Source organism: Serratia sp. X3 (assembly GCF_014982455.1).
In the GTDB taxonomy this organism is placed as follows: Bacteria; Pseudomonadota; Gammaproteobacteria; order Enterobacterales; family Enterobacteriaceae; genus Serratia; species Serratia ureilytica.
On the sequence record NZ_JADCNB010000004.1, the window covers coordinates 57,524 to 83,618 of the forward strand.

Annotated in this window: 25 protein-coding genes; 12 read left to right on the plus strand and 13 right to left on the minus strand. The window is 56.2% G+C overall.

Annotated features, from left to right (window positions below; all coding sequences use genetic code 11):
* The first annotated feature begins 126 nt into the window (after nt 1-126).
* Entirely contained in the window at nt 127-1,407 is a 1,281-nt protein-coding gene (locus tag IMX17_RS17175) for a DUF3748 domain-containing protein (RefSeq protein WP_033652318.1), read from the plus strand.
* A 30-nt stretch (nt 1,408-1,437) separates the two neighbouring features.
* Here IMX17_RS17175 and IMX17_RS17180 read toward each other — a convergent pair whose 3' ends face one another.
* Nucleotides 1,438-1,785, minus strand: a complete 348-nt coding sequence (locus IMX17_RS17180) for a YceK/YidQ family lipoprotein (protein WP_016929593.1) — start codon at nt 1,783-1,785, stop codon at nt 1,438-1,440.
* 309 nt (nt 1,786-2,094) lie between these two features.
* Here IMX17_RS17180 and ibpA point away from each other — a divergent pair, with 309 nt between their 5' ends.
* The 3 genes from ibpA (at nt 2,095) to IMX17_RS17195 (ending at nt 4,869) form a co-directional block, all read left to right on the plus strand.
* Nucleotides 2,095-2,508 carry a small heat shock chaperone IbpA gene (gene ibpA / locus IMX17_RS17185; RefSeq protein ID WP_004933919.1) on the plus strand — a complete coding sequence of 138 codons (414 nt, stop codon included), beginning with the start codon at nt 2,095-2,097 and terminating at the stop codon, nt 2,506-2,508.
* A 106-nt stretch (nt 2,509-2,614) separates the two neighbouring features.
* A complete protein-coding gene (ibpB, locus tag IMX17_RS17190) occupies nt 2,615-3,043 on the plus strand; it encodes a small heat shock chaperone IbpB (RefSeq protein ID WP_004933922.1) in 429 nt (142 codons plus the stop codon).
* A 167-nt stretch (nt 3,044-3,210) separates the two neighbouring features.
* Complete coding sequence (locus IMX17_RS17195) at nt 3,211-4,869, plus strand: putative transporter (RefSeq protein ID WP_193550017.1); 1,659 nt, start codon at nt 3,211-3,213, stop codon at nt 4,867-4,869.
* Between the two features lie 10 nt (nt 4,870-4,879).
* Here the strand turns inward: IMX17_RS17195 and IMX17_RS17200 are convergent, their stop codons facing one another.
* The 3 genes from IMX17_RS17200 to IMX17_RS17210 all read right to left on the minus strand — a co-directional run bounded on the left by IMX17_RS17200 (nt 4,880) and on the right by IMX17_RS17210 (nt 6,807).
* Nucleotides 4,880-5,260 (minus strand): type II toxin-antitoxin system VapC family toxin, encoded by a 381-nt coding sequence (locus IMX17_RS17200; protein WP_025304766.1) that lies wholly within the window; start codon nt 5,258-5,260, stop codon nt 4,880-4,882.
* Nucleotides 5,260-5,481, minus strand: a complete 222-nt coding sequence (locus IMX17_RS17205; protein ID WP_025304767.1) for a ribbon-helix-helix domain-containing protein — start codon at nt 5,479-5,481, stop codon at nt 5,260-5,262. The genes IMX17_RS17200 and IMX17_RS17205 overlap by 1 nt, the downstream gene beginning before the upstream one ends.
* 75 nt (nt 5,482-5,556) lie before the next feature.
* On the minus strand, nt 5,557-6,807 hold the full coding sequence (locus IMX17_RS17210) for a valine--pyruvate transaminase (protein ID WP_193550018.1): 1,251 nt from the start codon (nt 6,805-6,807) through the stop codon (nt 5,557-5,559).
* Nucleotides 6,808-7,821: 1,014 nt separating this feature from the next.
* Here IMX17_RS17210 and IMX17_RS17215 point away from each other — a divergent pair.
* From IMX17_RS17215 to IMX17_RS17235, 5 genes are all read left to right on the plus strand, one after another.
* Entirely contained in the window at nt 7,822-8,601 is a 780-nt protein-coding gene (locus IMX17_RS17215; RefSeq protein ID WP_182265610.1) for a 2OG-Fe dioxygenase family protein, read from the plus strand.
* A gap of 79 nt (nt 8,602-8,680) precedes the next feature.
* The gene (locus tag IMX17_RS17220) at nt 8,681-9,820 is read left to right on the plus strand and encodes a PLP-dependent aspartate aminotransferase family protein (RefSeq protein ID WP_193550019.1); all 1,140 of its coding nucleotides are present in this window, start codon (nt 8,681-8,683) and stop codon (nt 9,818-9,820) included.
* 5 nt (nt 9,821-9,825) lie between these two features.
* Nucleotides 9,826-10,764 (plus strand): phosphotransferase, encoded by a 939-nt coding sequence (locus IMX17_RS17225; protein WP_182265611.1) that lies wholly within the window; start codon nt 9,826-9,828, stop codon nt 10,762-10,764.
* A gap of 103 nt (nt 10,765-10,867) precedes the next feature.
* Nucleotides 10,868-12,130, plus strand: a complete 1,263-nt coding sequence (locus IMX17_RS17230; protein ID WP_182265612.1) for an ATP-grasp domain-containing protein — start codon at nt 10,868-10,870, stop codon at nt 12,128-12,130.
* Entirely contained in the window at nt 12,120-13,070 is a 951-nt protein-coding gene (locus tag IMX17_RS17235; RefSeq protein WP_193550020.1) for a hypothetical protein, read from the plus strand. Before IMX17_RS17230 ends, IMX17_RS17235 begins: the two co-directional genes overlap by 11 nt.
* A gap of 67 nt (nt 13,071-13,137) precedes the next feature.
* Here the strand turns inward: IMX17_RS17235 and ghrB are convergent, their stop codons facing one another.
* From ghrB to IMX17_RS17275, 8 genes are all read right to left on the minus strand, one after another.
* Entirely contained in the window at nt 13,138-14,115 is a 978-nt protein-coding gene (gene ghrB / locus IMX17_RS17240) for a glyoxylate/hydroxypyruvate reductase GhrB (RefSeq protein WP_193550021.1), read from the minus strand.
* Between the two features lie 73 nt (nt 14,116-14,188).
* Nucleotides 14,189-15,457, minus strand: a complete 1,269-nt coding sequence (locus IMX17_RS17245; protein WP_182265613.1) for an MFS transporter — start codon at nt 15,455-15,457, stop codon at nt 14,189-14,191.
* Between the two features lie 138 nt (nt 15,458-15,595).
* Nucleotides 15,596-16,561, minus strand: coding sequence for a sugar kinase (locus tag IMX17_RS17250; RefSeq protein ID WP_046688560.1), 966 nt, complete (start codon nt 16,559-16,561; stop codon nt 15,596-15,598).
* 6 nt (nt 16,562-16,567) lie between these two features.
* Nucleotides 16,568-17,320 (minus strand): sugar phosphate isomerase/epimerase, encoded by a 753-nt coding sequence (locus IMX17_RS17255; RefSeq protein WP_048232297.1) that lies wholly within the window; start codon nt 17,318-17,320, stop codon nt 16,568-16,570.
* Between the two features lie 165 nt (nt 17,321-17,485).
* Nucleotides 17,486-18,520, minus strand: a complete 1,035-nt coding sequence (locus IMX17_RS17260) for a LacI family DNA-binding transcriptional regulator (protein ID WP_048232299.1) — start codon at nt 18,518-18,520, stop codon at nt 17,486-17,488.
* 124 nt (nt 18,521-18,644) lie between these two features.
* Entirely contained in the window at nt 18,645-19,307 is a 663-nt protein-coding gene (locus IMX17_RS17265) for an OmpA family lipoprotein (protein WP_033645129.1), read from the minus strand.
* A 248-nt stretch (nt 19,308-19,555) separates the two neighbouring features.
* Nucleotides 19,556-20,008 (minus strand): N-acetyltransferase, encoded by a 453-nt coding sequence (locus tag IMX17_RS17270; protein ID WP_046898772.1) that lies wholly within the window; start codon nt 20,006-20,008, stop codon nt 19,556-19,558.
* Nucleotides 20,005-20,571: a DNA-3-methyladenine glycosylase I gene (locus IMX17_RS17275; RefSeq protein WP_042783395.1), complete on the minus strand. Its 567-nt coding sequence runs from the start codon at nt 20,569-20,571 to the stop codon at nt 20,005-20,007. The genes IMX17_RS17270 and IMX17_RS17275 overlap by 4 nt, the downstream gene beginning before the upstream one ends.
* A gap of 197 nt (nt 20,572-20,768) precedes the next feature.
* Between IMX17_RS17275 and IMX17_RS17280 the strand changes: the two genes are divergently transcribed.
* Both IMX17_RS17280 and IMX17_RS17285 read left to right on the plus strand, forming a co-directional pair.
* Nucleotides 20,769-22,757 (plus strand): autotransporter outer membrane beta-barrel domain-containing protein, encoded by a 1,989-nt coding sequence (locus IMX17_RS17280; protein WP_193550022.1) that lies wholly within the window; start codon nt 20,769-20,771, stop codon nt 22,755-22,757.
* Nucleotides 22,758-23,343: 586 nt separating this feature from the next.
* Nucleotides 23,344-24,090: a LuxR family transcriptional regulator gene (locus tag IMX17_RS17285; protein ID WP_033645125.1), complete on the plus strand. Its 747-nt coding sequence runs from the start codon at nt 23,344-23,346 to the stop codon at nt 24,088-24,090.
* Here the strand turns inward: IMX17_RS17285 and IMX17_RS17290 are convergent.
* Nucleotides 24,037-24,711, minus strand: coding sequence for an acyl-homoserine-lactone synthase (locus IMX17_RS17290; protein WP_042783396.1), 675 nt, complete (start codon nt 24,709-24,711; stop codon nt 24,037-24,039). The two genes, IMX17_RS17285 and IMX17_RS17290, sit on opposite strands and share 54 nt — an antisense overlap.
* A gap of 466 nt (nt 24,712-25,177) precedes the next feature.
* Between IMX17_RS17290 and glyQ the strand changes: the two genes are divergently transcribed.
* On the plus strand, nt 25,178-26,095 hold the full coding sequence (glyQ, locus tag IMX17_RS17295) for a glycine--tRNA ligase subunit alpha (protein WP_004933966.1): 918 nt from the start codon (nt 25,178-25,180) through the stop codon (nt 26,093-26,095).

A 26,095-nucleotide genomic window follows, 5' to 3' on the forward strand; every position in this document is an offset into this window, starting at 1 on the left:
TAACGGATAAGTCTCATGGAAATTTCGACGCGGGAAAGCCCCGGCTCATCCTCGCCGGCCATATGAAACGCGGCTGTCGATCCGGTAAGATGGCCGTTCAGTGCCAGCATGCGCAGGAGAGCCGTCATGAGCCATCGGGAAAAACAACTGACTTTCGACCCACGCGGGCATCAGTTAACCAATATCAACGTCTGGACGCCGGACAGCCAATGGCTGGCTTATGACGTGCGCCCGCGCGGCGCCTCTTTCACCGGCCTGAGCATCGAGCGGGTTAACGTCGCCAGCGGCGCGGTGGAAGTGGTTTATCGCGCCCAGCACGGCGCCCACGTCGGCGTGGTCACGGTCAGCCCCGATGCGCCGGCGCGTTACGTCTTCATCCACGGCCCGGAACATCCGGACAGCGCCTGGCAGTATGATTTTCATCACCGCCGCGGGGTGATCGTCAGCGAACCGGATCGCGAATTGGCCATTACCCTCGACGCGCTGGATATCACGGCGCCCTACACGCCCGGCGCGCTGCGCGGCGGCAGCCATGTGCACGTTTTCAGCCCGGACGGCAGCCGCCTCAGCTTTACCTACAACGATCACGTGATGCATGAATGCGATCCGGCGCGCGATCTGCGCAACGTCGGCGTGGCCGTGCCGCTGCACGGGGTCAATCCGCCGAAACAGCATCCCCGTGAATATGACGGCAGCCATTATTGCGTGCTGGTCAGCGAGACCGTGCCGCAGCCGCAGCCGGGCAGCGATCAGATCAATCGCGCCTATGAAGAAGGCTGGATTGGCCGCGAAGGCTACCGTAAGGCCGACGGCAGCCGGCAGCGCTGGGCGCTGGCGTTCATCGGCGATACGCTGTCCGCCGCCGGCGAGAAACTGCCGGAGGTGTTTATCGTCGATCTGCCGGAGAACGACGCCGACTACGCCAGGGCCGGCGCGGTGCCGCTGCAGGGGACGGAAAGCGAGCTGCCGGCGCCGCCGCTTGGCGTCAGGCAGCGGCGGGTGACCTTTACCGGTGAACGCCGTTTTCCGGGCGTGGTCGGTGCGCCGCGCCATTGGCTGCGCAGCTCGCCGGACGGCAGCCAGATAGCTTTTCTGATGAAGGATGACGGCGGCGTGGTGCAACTGTGGACGGTGTCGCCGAACGGCGGTGAGCCGCGCCAGGTCAGCCGCGGCGAGCATGACATCCAGTCGGCGTTCAGCTGGCACCCGCAGGGCGGGACGATAGCCCTGGTGTGTGACAACAGCGTGATGCTGTGTGAGGTCGCCAGCGGCCGCCTGCAGCGTTTAACGCAGCGCAGCGTGCAGCCCCCGTCGGGGGATGCCGTGGTGTTTTCGCCGGATGGCAAGAAAGTGGCGTTTATGCGCGAGATTGCCGGATTCAACCAGATCTTTGTGGTTGAGGCGTAAGGCGGGCCTGATGGCCCGCTGCGTGCGAGATTAGTGTGTGGCGGTGCTGTCGTTTCCCTCGCCGGGGTTGCCGGTTGCCGCCAGATTCTGCTGCTCGCTGCGCAGGATGCGCGCTTTTGGCGAGTCTGCGGTGGCGTCATTGCCTGAACGCAGATAGTCGTAAGGCAGCAGCACGGTATCCATCACTGCGGAGAACGGCAGATCCAGCGCCACCAGCGGCATCATCGCCCAGCTGGTGTTGTCGTCCTTCAGCATGTCCACGCTGGCGCGGGTGCCGGGATAGTAACCCTGATTCGGGCCGGTATGGCTCATCACGCTGGAGCAACCGCTGGTCGCCAACAACATGCAGCCCGTCGCTATCGCTTTCATCGTCGTCATTAATCCATCCTGCAGGGTTGCTGTGCCCTTAAATTAAGCTGATTTATAACATCCTGTTGCTGCTTTAAAAGAAGCAAAATCCCGCTCTGTGGCGGCTCTCTCACTTTAGTGTAAGTGGTAAAAAAACTTTCACCTAACCGAAAAGCGCTTTTTTTGATCCTCGCCCGTTGAATTGATGAAATCAACCCCCATTTTATCATCAGAGCCGGATTGAGAATTTGCCGTAAGGGAATTCTGGCTTAATTAGCCTGTCCAGAATGGAAGGCGTATTTATTTCAACCTCGCTGAAGTGCCTTAGGAGGCTGTTTTATGCGTAATTTCGATCTTTCTCCGCTATACCGTTCCGCCATTGGTTTCGATCGCCTGTTCAACGCGCTGGAGGCCGGCCAGAGCCAGGGCAACGGCGGTTATCCCCCTTATAATGTCGAGCTGGTGGACGAGAATCATTATCGCATCGCTATTGCGGTAGCCGGGTTTGCCGAGCAGGAGTTGGAGATCACCACGCAAGATAATCTGCTGATCGTGCGCGGTGCGCACAATAACGAACCGGCAGAAAAAACCTATTTATATCAGGGCATCGCTGAGCGTAATTTCGAGCGTAAATTCCAGCTGGCCGAACATATTCAAATTAAAGGCGCCAAACTGGAAAACGGTCTGCTGTATATCGATATGCAGCGCATCGTGCCGGAAACATTAAAACCGCGCCGTATCGAAATTAAATAATTCCGTTTTTGCCGGCAGGAACGCTGTCGGCAAATATGCAGTAATAATCCGCCTGCCGTCAGGGGGCTGAATAAACACATCTCGCTTAATGAAAGGAGTTGTTCCTATGCGTAATTACGATCTATCCCCGCTTCTGCGTCAATGGATTGGCTTTGATAAACTGGCCAGTTCCATGGGGGGCCAGGAACCCCAGGGGTTCCCGCCGTATAACATCGAGAAAAGCGATGACAATCACTACCGCATTTCTCTGGCGCTGGCCGGTTTCCGGCAGAGCGAACTGAATATCGAAGTGGAAGGGCCGCGGCTGACCGTCAGCGGCAAACCCACGCCGCCGGAAAAACAGGTCGAGTACCTGCATCAGGGGCTGGTGTGCAAAGAGTTCCAGCTGACCTTCACCCTGGCGGAGCACCTGCAGGTGTCCGAGGCCAAATTTGAAAATGGCCTGTTGCACATCGATCTGGTGCGTCAGGTTCCGGAAGCCTTGCAGCCTCAGCGCATCGCCATCGGTGCGACGCCGGAGCTGGAAGCCAAATAACCGACTGAAAAACAGTCATCATCATGCGGGGGAGATCCAGACGGATCTCCCCCGCTGCGTTATGTGGCGCATGCCACAGTCCCCCCGTCTGTCTGATGCCATAATCCTTGTTAATTGTGTGTCTTTGGCCGCAAATCCCATGTTCAACTTTGGCAAGGATGTGACCTATGAGCGATATCGCCCTGACCGTCAGCATGTTGGCGTTGGCGGCCGTCATTGGGCTGTGGATGGGGAACTGGAAGCTGTACGGTATCGGGCTGGGCATTGGCGGCGTGCTGTTCGGCGGCATCCTGGTCGGCCACTTCGCCCAGAGCGGGCAAATCAGCCTGAACGGGGACATGCTGCACTTCATCCAGGAGTTTGGCCTGATCCTGTTCGTTTACACCATCGGCATTCAGGTTGGCCCCGGCTTCTTCTCTTCGCTGCGCGTCTCCGGTCTGCGGCTCAACGCCTTCGCGGTGCTGCTGGTGCTGACCGGCGGCGCAGTGGCGGCGGCGGTGCACAAGCTGTTCGACGTGCCGCTGCCGATCATCCTCGGCGTGTTCTCCGGCGCGGTCACCAACACCCCGGCGCTGGGCACCGGTCAGCAAATCCTGACCGATCTCGGTTCCGATCCGGCGTTGGTGGACGGCATGGGCATGGGTTACGCCATGGCCTATCCGTTCGGCATTTGCGGCATCCTGCTGGTGATGTGGCTGATCCGATTGGTTTTTCGCATCAACATCGAGCGCGAGGCGCAGGCGTTTGAAAGCAGCCTGGGCAATCAGCGCGAGCTGCTGCACGCCATGAACGTGGCGGTGCGTAACCCCAATCTGCAGGGCATGGCGATCAAAAGCGTGCCGCTGCTCAACGGCGAAGCGATCGTCTGTTCGCGTCTCAAACGCGGGGAGCTGTTGATGGTGCCGGCGCCGCATGAGCGGCTGGAGCTCGGCGACTACCTGCACCTGGTGGGCAAACGCGAAGATCTGGAGAACGCCCGGCTGGTGATCGGCGAAGAGGTCGATGCTTCGCTGTCGACGCGCGGCACCGCGCTGCAGGTGGTGAGGGCGGTGGTGACCAACGAGCAGGTGCTGGGGAAAAAAATCCGCGATCTGAATCTGAAGCAAAAGTATGACGTGGTGATTTCACGCCTCAACCGCGCCGGCGTCGAGCTGGTGGCCGGCAGCAACGTGACGCTGCAGTTTGGCGACATTCTCAACCTGGTCGGTCGGCCGGAGGCCATCGACGCGGTGACGGCAATCGTCGGCAACGCCCAACAAAAGCTGCAGCAGGTGCAGATGCTGCCGGTCTTTATCGGTATCGGCCTCGGGGTGCTGCTCGGTTCCATTCCGCTGTTCGTGCCCGGCTTCCCGGCGGCATTGCGGCTGGGGCTGGCCGGCGGGCCGTTGGTGGCGGCGCTGATCCTGGGGCGCATCGGCAGTATCGGCAAGCTGTATTGGTTTATGCCGCCGAGCGCCAACCTGGCGCTGCGCGAGCTAGGTATCGTGCTGTTTCTGGCGGTGGTCGGTTTGAAATCGGGCGGCAATTTTATCGATACGTTGCTGCACGGCGAGGGGCTGACATGGATTGGTTATGGCGCGTTAATCACCGCCATTCCTCTGCTGAGCGTCGGCATTCTGGCGCGCACGGTGGGCAAAATGAATTACCTGACGCTGTCCGGTATGTTGGCGGGGTCGATGACCGATCCGCCGGCGCTGGCGTTCGCCAACGGCCTGCATCCCACCAGCGGCGCCGCCGCGCTGTCTTACGCCACCGTTTATCCGCTGGCGATGTTCCTGCGCATCATGTCGCCGCAGCTGCTGGCGGTGCTGTTCTGGACGCTGTAGTGCGGATCGTCTACAGCCGATAAGGCATCAACACGCCATTGTCAGTGCCGAAATCTTTGGGGTTGCGGGAGATGAGCATCCGGAATCCCACCTGCGCTGTGGCCCAGATAATGGCGTCTGGCAGTTTCACATGCTGTGAGTGGCGCAGTTCTACGGCGCGTTCGGCGACTTCATCGGTAATAGGCAGCAGCAGAAATTGCCCTAAAAACTGACGTGTTTTCAGCTCCAGTGCCGGACCCTGTTTTTTAGCACCTACCATCACTTCCATCCAGGTGATGGCGCTGATGGCCGGATTGATGTGATACTCGACCAGAACGTCCCTGGCTTGAGGAATGCCGTTGAGATAATCGATCAGGATATTGGTGTCGAATAACGCCCGTTGAGCCACCATTATTCCCACTCCTCGCGCTGACGATTTTCGTACTCCACGCCATCTCCCATCGCCCCGGACCAGAGCCCGAAAGCGTTGCTGGGATCTTCCACGTGGTTCTCCGTCAGATAGCGAGAGACTGCTTGACGAATGATCTCGGCCCGGGGAACGTGGCGGATATTTTTCAGATTATCGAGCTGCCGCAGGTCTTCTTCAGGTAAATCGATCACGATGCGAGTCATCGTTGGCCCTCCAAAAAAAAGATATACGATATATGCATCGTATATCTTTATCGGTCGATTTTCAATCAGTCGGCGTTAGCCTTCCTGATGTGCGCGCTCGATCTCTTCCGCCAGAATAGCCACGCCGCGCTCGATTTTCTCCGGGTCGGGCACATAGTTCATGCGCATGCACTGGTGGGTATGCGGCCATTCATGCTCCAGCCCCGGGAAGAAGTAGTGGCCGGGCACCATCAGCACGCCGCGCTTTTTCAGGCGCTGATACAGCACTTCGGTGGTGATCGGCAGATCCTTAAACCACAGCCAGAGGAAGATTGCCCCTTCCGGTTTGTGGATCAGGCAGCGTTCCGGCGACAGGTAGCGGCGAATGATCTCGATGGTGTGCTCGACGCGCTGTTTGTAAAACGGGCGAATCACCTCGTTCGATAGGCGCAGCAGATCGCCGCGCGCGATCATTTCCGTCGCCATCGCCGGCCCCATGCTGCCTGGCGACAGGCTGATGATGCCGTTCATGTTGGTCAGCGCGGTGATCACCTTCTCGTCGGCGATCACGATGCCGCAGCGCGAGCCGGGCAGGCCGAGCTTGGACAGGCTCATGCACAGAATGGTGTTCGGGTTCCACAGCGGCGTGGCGTCGCTGAAGATGATGCCGGGGAACGGCACGCCGTAGGCGTTGTCGATGACCAGCGGAATATCGCGCTGTTGCGCCAGCAGATCGAGCTTCATCAGCTCTTCGTCGGTGATCACGTTGCCGGTCGGGTTGGTCGGCCGTGAAACGCAGATCATGCCGATGTCATCGCCGATGGTGAGATGTTCGAAATCGACGTGATACTTAAACTGGCCGTCCGGCAGCAGCTCGATGTTCGGTTTGGCGGAGACGAACAGCCCTTCATCCAGCCCGGCGTCGGCATAGCCGATATATTCCGGCGCCAGTGGGAACAACACGCGGCGGCGCGAGCCGTCGGCATAGCGGCCGGCGAACAGGTTGAACAAGTAGAAAAATGCGCTTTGGCTGCCGTTAGTCAGAGCAATATTCTGCTCAGAGATCTCCCAGCCGAGCTCGTCGCGCAGCAGATTGGCCAGCGCTTTCAGCAGCGCGTCCTTGCCTTGCGGGCCGTCGTAGTTGCACAGCGCTTCGGTCAGTTTGCCCTGGTCGAGCATCTCCTGGCACAGCTGTTTGAAATACGCTTCCATCTCTGGGATCTGTGCGGGGTTGCCGCCGCCGAGCATGATGGCGCCGGGGGTGCGCAGGCCTTCGTTCAGGTCGTCCATCAAACGGGTAATGCCCGCATAACGGGTAAATTTTTCGCCGAAAAGTGAGAAAGTCATAGGTGCAGCAGTACTGTTTTTTAGCAGGTAATCACCCACCATACCGCCAGATAAACCCCGCTGCAATGCGGCTGACAAATTGAGCGGTGGGCACAAGTCTTGCCCTGCGTTCGATTAGCAGCATATTACGCTGGATTATTGTGACCGTTCGCCGGCCCACACCATTATCACCTCAACCTTTCAGCTACGCGATCTTAGGGTTGGCACAGGTTTTGCGGCCTCGACCCAGATCACACTTTTTCGCTGCATTTAATTAACACTATGGCAATTTATAACCATATCGAGTAACTTCCGCATCCGTTAAATTTAGCTTAACAATAAAGATTATCTAAACTAATGCTCGGGAAGGGATGAGTAGTGCGGTAGCGTGGATGAAGCCATGCCAAAAGCACGCCTTTCAAGGTGATTTTACTTGCCTGACCATAGGTTGATTGCCAGTTTCGTCTCTGTCTCTCTACAGAGTAATCTGTTTGATGAGCGGTGTCTCCTGCTGGCCGGCATGGGGCATGTACGTTGCCGTTGCTGAAAATTGGCTATTTTGTATAAAAATTACTAATCATACTGCCCGCGAGGGAGCCGCAAATAGCATTCAGCGGCACAACGCCAGGGTAGGGCGCTCTGTGTCTGGCAGATGCGCATCGCCAAACCTCGCAGCCCATTAGGCGGGTAGGGTTGGAGGATAAAGGTTTCGCGCCGATTCACCTGGCGTCATTTGAAAACCCGTATGCAGCGTAGACTTTCGCTCACCGCGCATAAGTGAGATGAGGTCAGGTAGCAATGAAAAACAGCGCAAGTCTGGTTTCGATAAATAAGTGGAAAAGAAATCTATAAAATTCTCTTTCGCACTTTTTAGCGTGCAGGAAGTTTAAAGAATAAATAATCAAGCTCTTTTATTTGTGAGATGAATTACTTCACTTGAAAAACAGGGAAGCATTTGCTGTTCAATGTTCATGAGCATTGCGGTGAACATCAATATGTCGTTATTCCAATCAGAGTAAAAAGGAAGATTGCACGATGATTCGTGGTAACATTAAAGAGTTTGAGAACACACTTGAGTGCCGTGTGAGCGCATACCCCATGATGACAGAAGTAGGGTATTGCAAATTGGCTTCGGATGACTTTAACCTTACCGATGCGCAAAAATCAGACTTAAGTATTATTCAGCGGCATTTCGATACGCTTGCTCTGGATCCCTACGGCGAAAATGCGGGGCGCTATCGGCAGCACAGTAAATATGTATTTTTACCTTGCTTTAATCTCTTGATTCCTCAATCTTCCGAACACGCCTACAGTTACAAACAAGATGTCGGATTTAATGATGAAGTCGTTGAGGAGGCAAGGAAGTTTCAGCCTGTCCCAAACGAAATTTTGTCAAATAATCTGATCACGTCGCTTGTCCTGCATGATTTTAAAAACTCCCCGTTACATGAATATGCTTCCACGATTCCCATGGAGGTCGGCATTCACTTCATCAGAATGAAAGCGACGGTTGATGCGCCGGGGATTTCCGTACCGAATCGACTTCATAAGGATGGCGAGCCTTGCACCTGGATACATTTGATCAATCGTGATGGTGTTTCTGGCGGTGAGAACATCATCACAGATAACACCAAGACGAACATCCTGTGTAATGAGGCGATGCTCAAACCGCTGGATTCCATCGGCATCGTTGATGATTTGGTCTGGCACCAGGTGAAACCGGTTCATGTGGATGGGCACGGTAAGGTGGGCTTCCGCGATGTCATATTAATCGATTTCACCCCGATGTTCGCGGTGCCAAATAACCCATCGTAATAAAGACTCACATGAACGGGGGGAGCCTTTATTCAAGGCATGCCCCCCACTTCCTGATACTCGAAAATAGGCAGTAACCGTGTTAGCAAAAGAAACTCTTGCCGTTCACAGCGGGACCATTATCGACGAAATGCATGGTGGCATTCTTTCTCCGCTATTCTCCGCGAGTTCTCACAAGCATCTTGATATGACAGAAGATGTCTATCCAAGACATGGTAACTTACCCAATCAGCGCGCCGTTGCCGAGAAGATGTGCGCATTGGAAAGCGGTGGTGAGGCCGCTCTGGTATTCAGTTCCGGTATGGCGGCTTTCGCGACGGCGATGCTTTCGCATTTAAAAGTCGGTGACCATATTGTTTTACAAAACGGCGTGTATTCAGGTGCGCTCAAGTTTGTACAGAATCATTTTGCAAAATTAGGCATCACATACAGCGTTTCGGAGAGTTGTGAAGTAGAAAGCATCATCGCATTAGTCAATTCGAATACGCGAATGATATATATCGAAACACCGACTAATCCATTGCTTAAAATCCTGAACATTGAGCTATTGACCCGATTCGCCAAGAGTCGGGGGGTGTTCACCATTATTGATAACACCGTGGCGACGCCGATCAACCAAAACCCTCTGGAATATGGCGTCGATTTGGTATTGCACAGCGCCACCAAGTTTTTGGGCGGCCACGGCGATGTGTCAGGCGGCGTGGCTGTCGGCAGTGAAGAGTCCATTGCTGCAATGGCCGAATATATGAATGACTTTGGCGGGTGTCTGAACGCGCAGTCATGTCACCTGCTTGAGCGAAGCTTGCGCACGTTGGCCATTCGAATGAATGCCATTAACCGCAACGCGATGGAACTGGCCAGCCGTTTAAATGAGCACCCTAATGTGACGAACGTGTTCTATCCGGGGTTGCCGAGTCATCATAATCATAGCGTTGCCCGCGAACAGATGCGGGGCTTCGGCGGCATGGTCAGCTTTGAAATCGCCCCGCGGTTTGACGCGACAAGTTTTCAGAAGAAGTTAAATCTCATCGTCCCTTCCAACAGTTTGGGGGATTTGGAAACCACGCTGAACTCGCCTTATCAGGCCTCATCGTCGTTCAGAAGTCTTAGCGAGCAGGAGCAGAAAAAATCAGGGATTACGAGGCAATTAATACGAATGTCAGTCGGCATCGAAGACGTTAATGACTTGTATGAAGATTTGCATCAAGCGCTCAAGTGAATGATATGGAATTAGAAATGCAAACAGGCTCAACGTTGAATAGTGATGAAGTTCACCGCATAGAATCTCTTTATGGGCTGACGGTAAAAAGCAGCGCCTTCTTGGGGATGGGATCCGGCAATACCAATTACTGCCTCGAAACGGATATCGGCCGCTGTGTTTTCAGCATTATTGAAGAGCAAAGCCGTGATGACGTTGAGATCATGGCAAAGACGCTGGTATGGCTGGAAGCACACGATTATGAGACCTCCTTGCTGGTCAAACCCAAAGGGCAAGAAAGCTATTCGATCATTTTAAGGGGTAAGCACTCTCTATTAAGAACCTATATGGATGGCGCCGTCCGCCGGGATTTCAACGAACATATGCTCAGGCAGCTCGGCGTTGCCATGGCGAAACTGCATACGATCCCTGTCCCTAATTTCTTAACAGACTCAGTCTTCTATGAGCAGAAAAAGTTCATGGATGCCCTCGATGCCAATATCGATCAGGATTATGAGCGCTGGGCCAAAGACAGACTCAGGCATCTTGCCGTAGAACGCATCAGCGGCTTGCCTACCTCTGTCATCCACTCCGATCTTTTCTACGACAATATGCTGTTTGAAGGCGAGCAGTTCGTCGGCATGATAGATTTTGAGTTGACCTGTATTTATCACTCCGTTTTCGATATCGCCATGGCGATTGTCGGCACCTGCGGCATCAATGGGACGCTGTCGCCGGAAAAAGCGAAGCATATCATCGCGGGTTATAATTCTATAAGAGTGCTTGAAGCGCGAGAAATTAAGGTGTTGAAAACCTATACGGAATACGCCGCCATTCTGACATCTCTTTGGCGTTATTGGCGGTATAGAATCTATCAGCCGGGTGGTGATAAATCTGATAAATATCGCGAAATGACAAGCCTGGCTAAAAGCATTGAACGCACCGACTTCTCACAAATTTGCTGACACGTTCCCTCCATAAAGTAAAAGGGCGTCGAGCGTAAATTCGACGCCAAGACAATCGAACGTTAATATTCGGCCCTGATTATAGTACGGAGTAACCCGCTGCATGGACATCAAAGACACGAAAAAAATCGTCATCCTCGTTGACGCCTACTCATCCGGCAATGATGTGGCACCGGAATTCAATAAAAAAGGATACGGGTGCGCGCACATTCAAAGTCGAGAAGATATCCCGGCGAAGCTGTTGAATAGCTACAGAGGGGATGATTTCTTTATCAGTTTGCAATACACGGGGGATGACATCCTCAATCAATTGCAAGAGTACGATGTTATCGCGGTGATTGCAGGCTGTGAAACAGGCATTGAACTCGCAGATCATCTGGCTGAGCTTCTGGACCTGCCCGGTAACGATACCAGCACGAGTCGTTCTCGCAGGAATAAATACCTGATGCAGGAGTGCCTGAAAAATAGCGCGATCAATCATATCCCCACGCACCGGTTAACTACCGTTAAAGACGCCACGCAATATGCGACCGAGCTGTTTAAAAAATACCGGAAGCTGGTCCTAAAACCCGTTGACAGCGCAGGCACGGACTCCGTTTTTGTTTGCAAAACGGTTGAAGAAGTTGAAGCTCATGCAGGTGATTTGTTCAAAAAAAGCAATCAGCTCAATTTAAAAAATGAAGTCATTATTCTGCAGCCTTTTATTGAGGGTGAAGAGTACGTCGTTGATACTGTCAGTTATCAAGGCCGTCACAAGATCTGTGCGATATGGAAGATGGGCAAAGGCAGTTACAACGGGGCCGATTCCATCTGTGAGTTCACCGAACTGACCTCCTTCGATGCGCAGAATCACGCTCAGCTCAAAGATTACATCTTTAGCTGTCTGGATGCTTTAGGGATCACGTTTGGCGCAGCGCACTCGGAACTGTTTTTAACCAAAGACGGTTGGACGTTAATTGAAACCGGGGCCAGACCGCACGGCGCGGGTTTTCCGGCGTTGTCATCCCTGGCGTTGAAGCGCACGCAGATTGACGAACTGGTACTGAGCGTGTGTTCAACCGAGGCATTCCTGGAAGCGGTCGCAGAGGAATATAAACCGTTAAACTATTTAAAAATTAAAGAGCTGATATCTTTTAGCGCTGGCACTATCAAGGCCGTTAAGCATGTCGATACCATCGCCGGTTTGCCATCCTACAAGAAATCAAATCTGCCGGATGTTGATCAGGAAATAAAACTCACGACGGACGTTTACAGCTCTCCGGGCTGGATTGCGTTAAGCCACCGTTGCGCCGATCAGCTCAATGCCGACTATCAATATATCGTTGGCCTTGAAAGCAAGGGCATGTTTGAAGTCTATGAACAGTAAAATCAAGGCGTCTGGCCCAACGTACATTCTTGGATATTGCATCCTGGGTGCGGCCATAGATGTTTTTCTCTCAGGTTTGTTGCAGAGCATCGATCTGTTCGTATTATTGTTTTGGACTTTCACCTTGACCTGGCTCGGTTTCTTTGTGATCTCCGTGCTGTTTTTCCCCGTCAAGCTGCGAGCTTGCCTCAACGCCTGGAAGTTAATTCTATTATTGAATATATCTACGCTGGGAGCTTGGGTTGGGCTTTTCGTTGGGTTGAAATGGACGGAGCCCTCCATTCTGGTGGCCATGCTTTTTGGTCTGAGCCCGATCATTTCTGTTTTCATTGAGATTTATAACCGAAACTCGGTGGGGGTAAAAAACATCGTTATAGCCGTGATGCTGGCTTTTATTGTCGCCGTGCTGATGATATTGGCCGTGAAAGGGCAGCGTTTTAATCCCTTCGATTCAAACACCCTATTTGTTCTGGCGCTCGGCTTAGTGTGTCTCGTCACCTCAACCTGTATGGCTGTCGGCACCTATATTGCAAAATCATTGTCCAAAAAAGCGTTTAACGCCGTCAATATTCAGTCGTTCAGATTTCCCTTGCTCATTGGCGTTTGCGCGCTGATGTTGCCGAGCGAAGGCGTATTGGCAACGACACAATCCAGCTTCTGGATGTACCTGCCGATCATCGTCATATTAGGGAATATATTGCCGCTATGGATGCTGCAAAAGGGTATTGAACTTACCAGCGCTTTGACCACCAACATTATTGTGAATGTTTCACCCTGCATTACGCTGTTGCTGGAGGCTTTTGACCCGTCGATAGCCTACAGCCATATGAAACTGGTGGTGTTGGTGATGCTGCTGCTGGTCATGCTGATCGCCAATGACGACGTTGGCAAATTTGTCGTCAGCAAGATAAGGGGGAAGCCCGTGAGGTTGACGGAGTGAAGATACTCCGTCGATAGCCGCAAAAAGCGGCGCGGCCGGCAATCCGCAGATCGCCGGCCGCGCTAAGTTATTTCTGCAACAGCTGCGGGTTGACGCAGTTTTCTTTCACTGTGCCGGTCAATGCCGCGATCAAGTTATCCACGGCGCAGGCGGCCATGCCGTAGCGCGTTTCATGGGTGGCGGAACCGATATGCGGCAACGCCACCACGTTCGGCATGCTGAGCAGCGGCGAGTCGGCCGGCAGCGGTTCTTTCTCGAACACATCCAACCCCGCGGCGTGGATCACGCCGTTTTGCAGCGCTTCGATCAGCGCCTGCTCATCCACCACCGGCCCACGGCCGGCATTGATCAGAATGCCGCTTTTCTTCATCTTCGCCAGCTGATCGCGGCCGATCAGATGGAAAGTTTGTTCGGTCAGCGGCAGCGTGATGCAAACGAAATCCGACTCGGCCAGCAGGGTATCCAGATCGCAGCGACGGGCGTTGAAGCGTTGCTCCGCCTCTTCGTGCGTGCGGCGGGCGTTGTACAGCACCGGCATGCCGAAGCCGAAGTGCGCGCGCTGCGCCAGCGCCAGGCCGATGCGGCCCATGCCGAGGATGCCGATGGTTTTGTGGTGCACGTCGACGCCGAACCAGTCCGGCCCGATGCTGCCGCGCCATTCGCCGGCATTGACCCGTTCCGCCACTTCCACCACCCGGCGCGCCGTCGCCAGCACCAGGCTCATGATGGTGTCGGCGACGGTTTCGGTCAGCACCGTCGGGGTATGCATCAACAGCACGTTATGCGCGTTGAGCGCCTCGACGTCGAAGTTGTCGTAGCCGACGGAAACGGTCGAGGCCGCGCGCAGTTTGGGCGCCTGCTGCAGGAAGGCTTCGTCAATTTTGCCGCCGGAACCGATGATCCCTTCAGCCTGCTGCAACGCCTGGCGCAGTTCCTCGCGGTTCTCCGGCTGCAGGCCGTTGAACGCGTGTACGGTGAAGTGCTGTTCCAGACGTTCACGCAGGTCGGCGGGCAGGCTTTTGTACAATACGATAGAAGGTTTCATCACGAACTCCAGCTGGGCCAAAGGGGGCCTGGCGCCCCCTCGGGTTGATTGACAGAGAAAAAGTATAACCGGATCAAGCCATCTGCGGCTGGATCTCGTTGCGGGCGGGCTTGACGATCAGCGTCAACACCACCGCCACCACCAGTGCGATGGCCATAAACATGTAGGAAGCCGCCGGGCTGCCGGTGGCGCCGTTCAGGTAACCGACGAACCAGGAACCGAAGAACGAACCCAGCGCGCCCATGCTGTTGATCAGCGCCATGGCGCCGCCGGCGACGTTTTTCGGCAGCATTTCTGGAATGATGGCGAAGAACGGCCCATAAGGGGCGTACATCGCGGCGCCGGCGACCACCAGCAGGCCGTAAGAGATCCAGAAATGGTTGGCGCCGACGGCGTAAGAGCCGAAGAACGCCAGCGCGCCGATCAGCAGCAGCGGCCAGACGAACAGCTTGCGGTTTTGCATTTTGTCCGACGCCCAGGAGACCACGATCATGGCGATGGTCGCCGCCAGGTAAGGCACCGCCGACAGCCAGCCGGCTTCCACCATACCCATCTGCATGCCGCTGCGCAGGATGGAAGGCAGCCACAGCACGAAGCCGTACACGCCGATGCTCCAGGCGAAGTACTGCACGCACAGCAGGATCACGTTGCGCGAACGGAAGGCTTCGCCGTAGTTGCGCACGGCCTTGATGCCTTTCTGTTCTTCGTCCAGCTGCTGTTGCAGCGCCTGTTTCTCATCGGCGCTCAACCAGCCGGCCTGCGCCGGTTTGTCTTTCGCCAGCACCCACCAGCAGAACGCCCAGATGACCGCCGGAATGCCCTCGATGATGAACATTTCGCGCCAGCCGAAGGCGTGGATCAGGTAACCGGACACCACCGACATCCACAGCACCGTCACCGGGTTGCCGAGGATCAGGAAGGTATTGGCGCGTGAACGCTCCGATTTGGTGAACCAGTTGCTGATGTAGATCAGCATCGCCGGCATCACCGCCGCTTCCACCACGCCGAGGATAAAGCGGATGGCGGCCAGCATCGGGATATTGCTCACCACGCCGGTCAGCGAAGCGCAGCCGCCCCACAGCACCAGGCACCAGAAGATCAGTTTTTTGACGCTGCGGCGCTCGGCGTAGATGGCGCCGGGAATTTGGAAGAAGAAATAACCGAGGAAAAACAGCGCGCCCAGCAGCGAGGCCATGCCCTTGGTGATGCCGAGATCCTCATTGATGCCGGCGGCGGAGGCGAAGCTGAAGTTGGCGCGATCGAGATAGGCCAGGCTGTAGGTGATAAACACGATGGGCATGATGTACCACCAGCGTTTGGCCGCGACAGTCGCTTTGTTCATGTTCAGTATCCTTCAGTGGTGTTGCATCCCCTTCGCCCAGCCCGTTGGGCATGAAAGACGAAGGGGCAGATGCTCTCCCGACGCGTCCCGGTTGTAGGGCCAGAGGCTGACGTCATGCGGAGAAGTCGTTTTTTATTGTTATTCGGCCAGCGCCGCGCGGGTCGGCAGGCCTTCGCTGTCGCCGATGGCCTGGATCGCCAGCGAGCCGATTTTGTTGCCGCGTTGCACCGCCTGTACCAGCGTTTTGCCTTCCAGCAGGGCGCTGAGAGTGCCGACGGCAAAGCCGTCACCCGCCCCTACGGTATCCACCACGTTGTCGACCTTGACCGCGGCCACCGCCGCCTTATCGCCGGCGGCGGTTTTAAACCAGGCGCCGTCCGGGCCGGTTTTGATGATCACCGCCTGCACGCCACGCTCCAGATAGAAATCGGCGATGCCTTCCGGCGTCGACTGGCCGGTGAGGATCTGTCCCTCTTTTAACCCCGGCAGCACCCAGTCGGCGGCGAACGCCAGCTGGTTCAGCTGCTCGATCATCACCTCGCGGCTGGGCCACAGCACCGGGCGCAGATTGGGATCGAACGAAATGGTTTTGCCCATGGCGCGCATCTCGCGCGCCGCATGGTGGCACAGCGCCAGCGATTCGCCGGACAGCGCCGCCGCCACGCCGCTCAGGTGCAGGTGGCGCGCGGAACCGAAATATTCGCGGTTGAAATCGGCGACTGACAGGCGGCTGGCCGCCGAGCCTTTACGGAAATATTCCACGCTGGGATCGGTACCATCGGTAGTCTTGGATTTCACCTGAAAACCGGTCGGATAGTGGCCGTCGACCGTCACCTGCCGGTAGTTGATGCCTTCTTTTTTCAGCTGCTGCAGGGTGAAGCGGCCAAACGAGTCGTTGCCGACGCGGCTGACCCAGCCGACGTTCATGCCCAGACGGGCCAGGCCGATCGCCACGTTCAGTTCGGCGCCGGCGATGCGTTTGGTGAAGGTTTCCACCTCCGCCAAATCGCCGGTCTGCGCCGCCACGAACATCGCCATGGCTTCACCCAGCGTGACCACATCCAGGGGCGCCTGCTGCGCCGTGGTTGCCGTTAACGTTGTCATCATGGGTTACTCCGCACGCAAAATATTGACGTAATGGCGGGTGACGGCTTCCAGGTCATCACCCTGCAACGGGAATTCGATGCCGCGCGGCGCCTCGTGCGGCAGGCGGGCCAGCAGATCGCGCCAGCTGCCGTCGGTATCGTCCAGCGCAATGGCGCGCCAGCCGCGCGGGCCTTGCGTCGCGGCCTTGACGTGCACGTAACCGACGTGGCGGGCCAGGCGCTCGGCGGCGGCGAAGGCGTCTTGCCCCACCCACAGCCAGTTGGCCATATCGAAGGTCATGCTGACCGGCAGGTGGCTATCTTCCGCTGCATGGAAAAAGGCGTTCAGCATCGACAAAATGCCGCAGTCCGGCGTTTGGTCGTTCTCGACCACCAGTTTGACCGGATGTTGCTCCAGCGCCACTTTCAGCTCGGTAAAATCGAAGCCGGGGCGGAAATGGCCGAGGGAGAGCTTCAGCTGGCGCGCGTTCAGCGCCTGCGCTTCCGCCAGCAGCGTCGGCAGGTTGGGATTCAACGTATGTTGCGGAGTGAACAGCGCCTCAGGGGCTGAATAGACGGCGAACAGCTGCTGGCGTTCTATCTCCTGGGCCAGCGCAGGCAGGCTGTCCAGTTCGCCGGCAGCGAACAGTTCGCGGCGGATCTCCACCCCGTCGGCGCCCGCGCCGGCGATGATGGGCAACAGCGCGCGCTGGCCGCCCTGTTGTTTGACGGTATCGGCGCCGTAGGCGCCAGTGACCACGATGATTTCTGTTTTCATTTTGACTCCTGAGGCGGCATTGTCGCCGCCGCTGCTGTTACCGGTACGTTAAATGGAACCGGTTCCAGTAGAAAGCGACAGAATGTAAAAATATGATCGCAATCACGAAGCTGAGCAAAAAACAGCCGATGAAGGCGGGGCGGTTAAGGCCCCGGAGAAGGCGGGTTAGCGGGTGGTAGAGCCGCGGACGATCAGCTCGCCGGAGAACATCTGCTCGCCGCTGGGGGCGGCCAGACCCTGAATACGCTGCACCAGCCGCTCCAGCGCCGCGTGCCCCATTTGGTAGGTGGGTTGTTTCAGCGTGGTGATGCCGACGCCCGCCAGTTCCGCCCACTCCAGCTCGTCGAAGCCCAGCAGGCCGATGTCGTTGCCCCACTGGATGCCGAGCCGGCGCATGGCGCGCGCCACCTGCAGCGTCAGGGCGCCGTTGGCGGAGATCACCGCCTTGCGCATGCCGCGATGACGGCCGCTGAAATCGCCCAGCACCTGTTCCAGTTTTTGCCGATCGTTGAGCGGCGTTTCGGCCTGCTCCGCCAGCAGCGCAGGGTGCTGCGCCATGGTATGCCTGAAGGCGTGCAGGCGTTCCAGGCGGGTATTGACCGTACCGAGCGGTTCGCTGAGGAACAGGATCGCTTCGAAGCCTTGTTGCAGCAGGTGCTCGGTGGCGACGGTGGCGGCTTCGCGGTTGTTCAGGCCCACTACGTCGCAGGCGAAGTCGGGGATTTTGCGGTCGATCAGCACCATCGGCAGCATCGACTGTTGCAGCGTGGATAAGGCTTCCTCGCGCATGCCGACCGCGTTGACCACGATGCCTTCCACCCGGTAACTGCTGAGCAGCTGCAGGTAGTGCTGTTCCTGATTGACTTCGTTGTTGGTGTTGCACACCAGCAGGGTAAAGCCGTGTTGGCGGCAGGCGGCCTCGATGCCGCGCATCACGTCCACCGAATAGGGGTTGGTGATATCGGCGAGGATCAGGCCGATCAGGCGCGTTTGGCCGCCCTTCAGGCTGCGCGCCATCTGGCTTGGGCGGTAGTCGAGCTGCTGGATCGCCTGTTCTATGCGCTGTTTGAGATCGTCGGAAAGCAGGTGCTGTTCACCATTCAGATAGCGTGACACGCTGGTCTTGCCGGTTTTGGCGATGCTCGCTACATCGCTGATGGTGGCGCGTCCTGAGGCGCGCGTTGCCTTGACAGTGCTCACAGCCGATCCCTCCTGCGGTTAATTGCCAAGGAGACTACCATACCCGGCGTGCGGGCGGGAATGTTGAAGGATAAGGAGAAAATCGCAGGGAAGCGGCGGGGCGCCGGTGGCGCCCCGCGCGGGATTACTGCAGCGGGCTGAGGGTGATCTCGACGCGGCGGTTTTGCGCCTTGCCTTCCGCGGTGCTGTTGGACGCGATCGGGTTGTCCGGGCCGGCACCGGCGGTGCGGATACGGTTCGCCGCCACGCCCTGGGTGATCAGCGCGCTGGCTACGCCATCGGCGCGCTGCTGCGACAGGTTCATGTTGAGCGAACGGGAACCGGTGCTGTCGGTGTAGCCGATGACGTTGACTGCGGTTTTCGGATACTCTTTCAGCACCATGGCGACGCCGGTCAGGGTGTTGGCGCCCGCCGGTTTCAGCGTGGCGCTGCTGCTGTCGAAGGTCACGTTGTTCGGCATGTTCAGCACGATGTTGTCGCCCTGACGGGTGACGCTGACGCCGGTGCCTTTCATCTTGTCGCGCAGTTTGGCTTCCTGCACGTCCATGTAATAGCCAGCGCCGCCGCCGAGCGCCGCACCGGCCGCCGCGCCGATCAGCGCGCCCTTGCCGCGATCTTTCTTGGAAGAGGACAGTACGCCGACGCCGGCGCCCAGTGCGGCCCCGAGGCCCGCGCCGATGCCGGACTTGCCGACTTCGGATTCGCCGGTGTAAGGGTTGGTGGTACAGGCCGACAGCGTGAGCGCGACGCTCACTGCGCCGGCAATAATTGCAATGCGTTTTTTCATGTTCTTGTCCTTAATGGCATCAATATCTGTACGCGCCGGCCCAACACGGGGGCGCAAAAAAGTAGGCGACGCAGGTGGGGCCCGCATCACCGCGCTACTATGACGCGTTGGCTCGCCGGCAGTTCCGGAGAAAAACGTGACAAATGATGAGCGCGGGTAAGTGCTGGGGGAGTTATGCGATAAAACGCCGGGCGGCGCCATGCAGCGGATTCCTAATTGCGCGCCGCCAGGGCGCGAATGCGCCTTTTTTAACCGTAACCGGTTGAATTCTCGATTGCCGGCCAGTTCATGATCAGCGTATAGGCCTGGGTTTCGTCGTTAAACAGGCGCTGCGTCACCTGAAAACCGTGCTTGTGGTAAAACGCGCAGGCGCGCAGGTTTTGCTGATAAACCTCCAGGCTGAGCCGGCGGTAGCGCTGCTGCACGTGCGTCATCAGCGCCCGGGCTACGCCGCGGCCGTGATACGCCCGATCGACAAACAGCGCGCCGATGAATTGTTCGTCCAGCACGCTGATAAAGCCGACGATCTCGTTTTCATGCCAGCAGGCCCAGCTCTGCGCGCGCGGCAGGTAATTTTCCCGCACCAGTGTGGCGCTTTCACGCCAGTATTTTTCCGCCACGAATGGATGAGCGGCGATGGTGCTGGGCAGCCACAGCGCCATCAGCCGGTCGATATCCGCCGGGCCACAGGGGAGGATCACCGTGGCTTTGGGTAGCACATGCACCCCGTGAGATGATCGTTCACCAGCCCGCTGGCCTGCATGAAGGCGTAACAGATGGTGGAGCCGATAAACTTGAAGCCGCGCTTTTTCAACGCCTTGGACATGGCGTCGGACTGCTCGGTTTTGGCCGGAACCTGGTTCAGCGCCTGCCAGCGGTTGAGCTGGGGCCGGCCGCCGACGAAGTCCCATATGAAGGTGACGAAATTCTCGCCGGCCGCCTCCATCGCCAGATAGGCTTTGGCGTTGGTGATGATGGCTTCTATCTTGCCGCGGTGACGGATGATGCCGCTGTCTTGCAGCAGTCTTTCCACGTCTTGTTCGGTCATGGCGGCGACCCGCTGCGGATCGAAATCATGGAAGGCGCGGCGGTAGTTCTCGCGCTTTTTCAGTACGGTGATCCAGGAAAGACCGGCCTGTTGCCCCTCCAGACACAGCATTTCAAACAGCTCGCGCGCGTCGGTGGTGGGCGTGCCCCATTCCTTGTCGTGATACTCGAGATACAACGGATCGGCCGTCACCCAACCGCAACGTTCGTCTGCCATCCTGAATGTCCTTATGCTGTATTTATGAACAGTAATCATCGCTCGAAGCGGCGAACTTGGCAAGCCTCTGATTGTTTTGTCCGCAGCCCCGCTTGACGTGACGAAAAAGCCGACAATAGTTACTACATGGCCGGTGGAAAACCGGCCAACGATAAAAACGACATTGCCTTCATTTGCAGGCTCTCAGGAGTCGATTCATGCCTCTAAAAATAACATGCATGCCCCGCCCGGCGGCGCTTGCAGTGGCGTTACTTTGCAGTGTGACCCTTCCGGCTCAGGCGTACGATCAACTCTACGTCTTTGGCGACAGCCTGAGCGATACCGGCAACAACGGCCGGTTCACCTATGACGGCAGCCAGCACCTGCTGTACGACGAAGCGTTGGCGCAACGCATCGGGGCGGCGCTGGTGGCTTCGGACAACGGCGGTGAGAACTACGCCGCCGGCGGCGCCGTGGCGGTGCCGGGCCTGAACCCGGCCGACAACACCCAGGAGCAGGTGCAGCGCTACCTGAATCGGGTTAACGGCCAGGCCGATGGCGACGGTTTGTATATTCACTGGATCGGCGGTAACGATTTGGCGGCGGCGGCGCTGAACGCCGCTACCGCGCCCGGCGTGGCCTATAACAGCGCCGCGGCCGCCGCCGCGCAGGTGCATTCGCTGCTGAACGCCGGCGCCGGCACGGTGATCGTGCCGACGGTGCCGAACATCGGCTCCACGCCGCAGCTGATGGAGCTGATCATTCAGCAGGCGCTGCCGCCGGTACAGGGGGCGGCGATTCAGGCGGCCTATGCCACGCTCAATTCGGTGGCTACCCCGGACAACGCTTCGCGCACGCAGGCAATCCATGCGGCGTTGACCGCCGCGGCGAAGCAGGGCAGCGCGATCCCTCAGGTGCAGCAGGCGATCGCTGCCCAGCTTGTGGCGGCCTATGACAGCCTGAGCGCGCAGGCCGCTCAGTTGACCGATTTCTATAATCAAAGCGAAGACCGTTTGCTGGCGCAGGGGGGCGGCAATATTGTGCGGGTGGACGTCAACAAGCTGTTCGCCGAAGCGATCGCCAATCCGGCGCAGTTCGGCTTCGCCAACACGGCCGGCATGGCTTGTCCGCCGGGCGTTTCCTCGGCGGTTTGCCGTTCCGACATGCCCGGCTTCGACGCCGGCCAGTCCTATCTGTTCTCCGACCATTTCCACCCCAGCCCGCAGGCGCACCTGCTGATTGCGGATTATATCCAGGCGGTGCTGGATGGCCCGGCGCAGGTGGTGGCGCTGAATCAGGCGACGGCGGCGATGGCGCGTGACAGCCGCGCCACGCTCGACAGCCGTTTCCAGCAGCTGCGCAACGGCGACAATCCGCAGGGCTCGCTGGGCGTGTTCGGCGGCTACGCAGGCCAGCACTATGACTATGCCGATAACCGGGCGGCGGGAGATGGCAACGCCACCACCCACAACCTGACCGTCGGCGTGGACTATCAACTGACCGACAGCTGGTTGATCGGTGCGTTGATCGCCGGTTCCAACGACGATCAGCATCCTTCCAGCCGCTATGACTACAAGGCGCGTGGGGTGCTGTTGTCCGCCTTCAGTTCGCTGGCCATATTCGAGCAGGGTTGGGTCAATGCCGATCTGCACTATGCGACGATGGATTATGACGACATCCGCCGCAGCATGCGGTTGGGGCCGCTGACGCGCACCGAAACCGGTTCGACCTCCGGCAAGCAGTGGGGCGCGCGCGTGACCGCCGGCTACGACTTCCCTATCGCTGCTTACCTCACCACCGGGCCGGTGGCGCAGTTCGCCTGGGATTACAGCCAGGTGTCCGGCTACAGCGAAGACGGTGATGACAGCACCGCCATGCGCTTCAACGATCAAACTTATCATTCGCAGATCGGCGCGCTGGGCTGGCGGTTGGATACGCAATTCGGCGTGTTTAACCCCTATGCGGAAGTGAGTTATCAGCATCAGTTCGGCGATGACGTCTACCGCGCCGGCGGCGGCCTGAAATCGACGCAAACCTCATTTACTCGCGACAGTGCGGGTCAGGACAAAAACTGGGTGGATGTCACGCTGGGGGCCAACATGCCGTTGACGGACAGAGTGTCGGCCTTCGCCACCGTCTCGCAAACCGGCGGTCTGAGCAGCGGCGAGCAGTTTATGTATAACGTCGGCGTCAGCGCGCGCTTCTGAGAAACTCTCGGGAGGGGGGGGGAGCCTGTGACGGCGAGGCGATGTGGGCGGATAAGACTGTACTTTAGTACAACTATCATTTATCGCTGAAAGTTCTTATCGTTATTGCATAACGGTAAAATACAGCGTTACAAAAAAAAACTGATCCTATAAAGGATCAGGTAGCCACTTGGCCAACACCAGGGAAAATTTTGGTTATTATTGTATATCCAAATCTTCACTGTCAATGGCTTTTTCCCTCCATCATCTGATGCGGGGCGTTTTCGCCTGCCTGTCTGGCCCCCTCTCATCTTCAACGCGACAGAACGCTTTTGTCAGATGCATGTCATGATGCCGGGTTGTTATGATTTTGTTTTATTTGTGTTTCTTTGCCGGATAATGCCCTCCGCCGCCCCTTCTTCAGCGACGCGCTTATTTCTCGATTAAATTAATTCCCCTCCCGAAATTATTTTAATTGACTCTTGAAAACACCTGTTGATTATTAACGCTTCCCATTATGCTTGTCGGTTTAATTTACTTGGCGGCGCAACCGGGTTATACTCTTCTCAGTTTTATAGTGATGTTATTTCTTGAAGAGGATTGGTGAGTGTCTAACTTTTTTTTCAATAATGAAACCATTAATGCCTCTATAAAAGAAGAGTTGGAACGCGGGCTGAGCAAATACAATAATATAAAATATGCCTATGCTATAATGAATAAAAGAAATCCGACTAGCTTTTCAATCATTTCCAATAGGACTGAGTGGTTCGAGTTTTATATCAAAAACAACTATCAGTTTATTGATCCCGTTTTGATTACCGCATCACATAGAATCACCCCGTTTACCTGGGATAAAGATTTGGAAATTGGCGCAGGATTAAAATTGCCAAAGATTTTTGATATGGCCAAGAACTACAATATTATTAATGGGTATACTTTCGTCTTGCACGATCATCATCATAATCTGGTGGTGTTATCCATTATGTTGGATAAGCATTGTGATGCGGATGTTGAACAGCAGATTGACAATAATAAGGCCGAAATTCAAATGCTGCTGATTACCATGCACGGAAAAATGACGGCGCTCTACCAGGAAATGAGCACGCCTGCTGACTTTGAAAAAATGAACCAGCGGGAGTTTTTCTCCAAGCGTGAAAATGAGATCATCTACTGGGCGAGCTTAGGTAAATCCTATCAAGAAATTGCCCTTATCCTGGGAATAAAACTCACCACCGTAAAATATCACATCGGTAACGCCGTCAAAAAGCTTGGCGTCACCAATGCCAAACATGCCATCAGGTTAGGTGTGGAGCTGCAGCTCATCCGGCCGCTTCTCGCTGACTCGGAAGGATAATGGCCAGGAATCCAATGGGTTATCCCACTTTGTGGCGTGTTGGTTGATGCGCGCCAGCAATCTGTTCCGGTTGGCATCGTCTATCGGCAGATAGATCAGATAAATATTTTTATTCTTTTCGGAGCATCCGGTTTTTACCACCGAGATATGCCAGCCGGAGCGTTGGAAAATAATGCGCATCGGGTGACTGATAATGGCGTATATGCCTTCGTAGCCGCAGCTTCTTGCATAGTTTATCATCGACAGGAAAAGCATGGTGCTAATTGGCGCTTGATGGAGTTGAAGTGCTTGAATGCGCGCCTTGTCTATAAATAATCTGCTGGCTTCAACGTAATTCCCTTCGGGGAGTTTTATATCGTTAAAGTAATTGTCGAATACGCCATCGCTGATCATGTTTGGGTATTTCGTTTCGATAAATCGCAAGCTGCAAATGACGTGATCTTGGTAGGTGCCGAAAATATAGGTGGCGTGACGGTTGTCGTATTCGTCAAACTCCATGTTATTTTCGCAATTAACGAGCCAGTCTAAACGGTCTTTAAACGTTTTTTTTCTTAAGGAGAATAGTTCTTTCGATCTGTTATCTGGCAGCAAATTATAGTCTACGTCAAAGAGCTCTATCATTTTCAATCTTTTTCCTAAGCGACTTAAATGGCTTTTTAGCTGCGGCTGTTATTTGTTCTTGTTATACTACCAGAGTCACTATGGCAAGTAAATTTCAGTCGATGCCGCGTCGGTGAGAATAAAGTAAATATATAACACTGAGTTATGTTTTTTTTCATTCCATTCACTTATTTGAATGTTGTTCAACACGCCTGTTGTTTGTCGAAGAAGCCTCAAGCTGCCGGTAGTGGAAGCAAGCGGGGGATGAATCGGCGTTTCTCTAAAGCCAGCCGATAGCGAAAGCGGTGCGGTTATCTCGCCCTCTGCGGCGCCGATGCCGCCGACGGTTTTCTTGACCGACGGGTGAAAATCCAGCGCTTCTCGCCCCGATTCGCACTTGTTGCCGGATTCTGGCTGTATATCTTACGGTCAAAGGGTATACTGGCGCATTCCATATAAATCCACTTGTATCGCGTGCGAATTCAACATGCAAAAGTTTGATACCAAGACCTTCCAGGGCCTGATCCTGACACTGCAGGATTATTGGGCGCGCCAGGGCTGCACCATCGTTCAACCATTGGACATGGAAGTCGGCGCGGGAACCTCACACCCGATGACGTGCCTGCGCGCACTGGGGCCGGAGCCGATGGCCGCCGCTTATGTGCAGCCATCCCGTCGCCCGACCGACGGCCGCTACGGCGAAAACCCGAACCGTCTGCAGCACTACTACCAGTTCCAGGTGGTGATTAAGCCATCGCCGGACAACATTCAGGAACTCTACCTGGGCTCGCTGAAAGAGCTGGGTCTGGATCCGACCATCCACGACATCCGCTTCGTGGAAGACAACTGGGAAAACCCGACGCTCGGTGCCTGGGGCCTGGGTTGGGAAGTGTGGCTGAACGGCATGGAAGTGACGCAGTTCACCTACTTCCAGCAGGTCGGCGGCCTGGAGTGCAAGCCGGTGACCGGCGAGATCACCTATGGCCTGGAGCGTCTGGCGATGTACATCCAGGGCGTGGACAGCGTGTACGATCTGGTGTGGAGCAACGGCCCGCTGGGCGTCACCACCTACGGCGACGTGTTCCATCAGAACGAAGTGGAGCAGTCCACCTACAACTTCGAATACGCCGACGTCGACTTCCTGTTCTCCTGCTTCGAGCAGTACGAGAAAGAAGCCCAATCGCTGCTGGCGCTGGAAAAACCGCTGCCGCTGCCGGCCTACGAACGCATCCTGAAGGCGGGCCATACCTTCAACCTGCTGGACGCGCGCAAGGCGATTTCGGTGACCGAGCGTCAACGCTACATTCTGCGTATCCGCACGCTGACCAAAGCCGTTGCCGAAGCCTACTACGCTTCCCGCGAAGCGCTGGGCTTCCCGATGTGCAACAAGAAGAACGAGAACTAA

What these genes read in the sequence shown, in the direction of transcription:
- IMX17_RS17195 (WP_193550017.1), top strand. Translation starts at nt 3,211, where the DNA reads ATGAGCGATATCGCCCTGACCGTCAGCATGTTGGCGTTGGCGGCCGTC.
- IMX17_RS17275 (WP_042783395.1), bottom strand. Translation starts at nt 20,571, where the DNA reads ATGGCAGACGAACGTTGCGGTTGGGTGACGGCCGATCCGTTGTATCTC.
- IMX17_RS17290 (WP_042783396.1), bottom strand. Translation starts at nt 24,711, where the DNA reads ATGATAGAGCTCTTTGACGTAGACTATAATTTGCTGCCAGATAACAGA.
- IMX17_RS17245 (WP_182265613.1), bottom strand. Translation starts at nt 15,457, where the DNA reads ATGAACAAAGCGACTGTCGCGGCCAAACGCTGGTGGTACATCATGCCC.
- IMX17_RS17210 (WP_193550018.1), bottom strand. Translation starts at nt 6,807, where the DNA reads ATGACTTTCTCACTTTTCGGCGAAAAATTTACCCGTTATGCGGGCATT.
- IMX17_RS17265 (WP_033645129.1), bottom strand. Translation starts at nt 19,307, where the DNA reads ATGAAAAAACGCATTGCAATTATTGCCGGCGCAGTGAGCGTCGCGCTC.
- IMX17_RS17180 (WP_016929593.1), bottom strand. Translation starts at nt 1,785, where the DNA reads ATGACGACGATGAAAGCGATAGCGACGGGCTGCATGTTGTTGGCGACC.
- ibpA (WP_004933919.1), top strand. Translation starts at nt 2,095, where the DNA reads ATGCGTAATTTCGATCTTTCTCCGCTATACCGTTCCGCCATTGGTTTC.
- IMX17_RS17230 (WP_182265612.1), top strand. Translation starts at nt 10,868, where the DNA reads ATGGACATCAAAGACACGAAAAAAATCGTCATCCTCGTTGACGCCTAC.
- IMX17_RS17235 (WP_193550020.1), top strand. Translation starts at nt 12,120, where the DNA reads ATGAACAGTAAAATCAAGGCGTCTGGCCCAACGTACATTCTTGGATAT.
- IMX17_RS17175 (WP_033652318.1), top strand. Translation starts at nt 127, where the DNA reads ATGAGCCATCGGGAAAAACAACTGACTTTCGACCCACGCGGGCATCAG.
- IMX17_RS17280 (WP_193550022.1), top strand. Translation starts at nt 20,769, where the DNA reads ATGCCTCTAAAAATAACATGCATGCCCCGCCCGGCGGCGCTTGCAGTG.
- IMX17_RS17200 (WP_025304766.1), bottom strand. Translation starts at nt 5,260, where the DNA reads ATGGTGGCTCAACGGGCGTTATTCGACACCAATATCCTGATCGATTAT.
- ibpB (WP_004933922.1), top strand. Translation starts at nt 2,615, where the DNA reads ATGCGTAATTACGATCTATCCCCGCTTCTGCGTCAATGGATTGGCTTT.
- IMX17_RS17255 (WP_048232297.1), bottom strand. Translation starts at nt 17,320, where the DNA reads ATGAAAACAGAAATCATCGTGGTCACTGGCGCCTACGGCGCCGATACC.
- IMX17_RS17250 (WP_046688560.1), bottom strand. Translation starts at nt 16,561, where the DNA reads ATGACAACGTTAACGGCAACCACGGCGCAGCAGGCGCCCCTGGATGTG.
- IMX17_RS17225 (WP_182265611.1), top strand. Translation starts at nt 9,826, where the DNA reads ATGGAATTAGAAATGCAAACAGGCTCAACGTTGAATAGTGATGAAGTT.
- ghrB (WP_193550021.1), bottom strand. Translation starts at nt 14,115, where the DNA reads ATGAAACCTTCTATCGTATTGTACAAAAGCCTGCCCGCCGACCTGCGT.
- IMX17_RS17205 (WP_025304767.1), bottom strand. Translation starts at nt 5,481, where the DNA reads ATGACTCGCATCGTGATCGATTTACCTGAAGAAGACCTGCGGCAGCTC.
- IMX17_RS17215 (WP_182265610.1), top strand. Translation starts at nt 7,822, where the DNA reads ATGATTCGTGGTAACATTAAAGAGTTTGAGAACACACTTGAGTGCCGT.
- glyQ (WP_004933966.1), top strand. Translation starts at nt 25,178, where the DNA reads ATGCAAAAGTTTGATACCAAGACCTTCCAGGGCCTGATCCTGACACTG.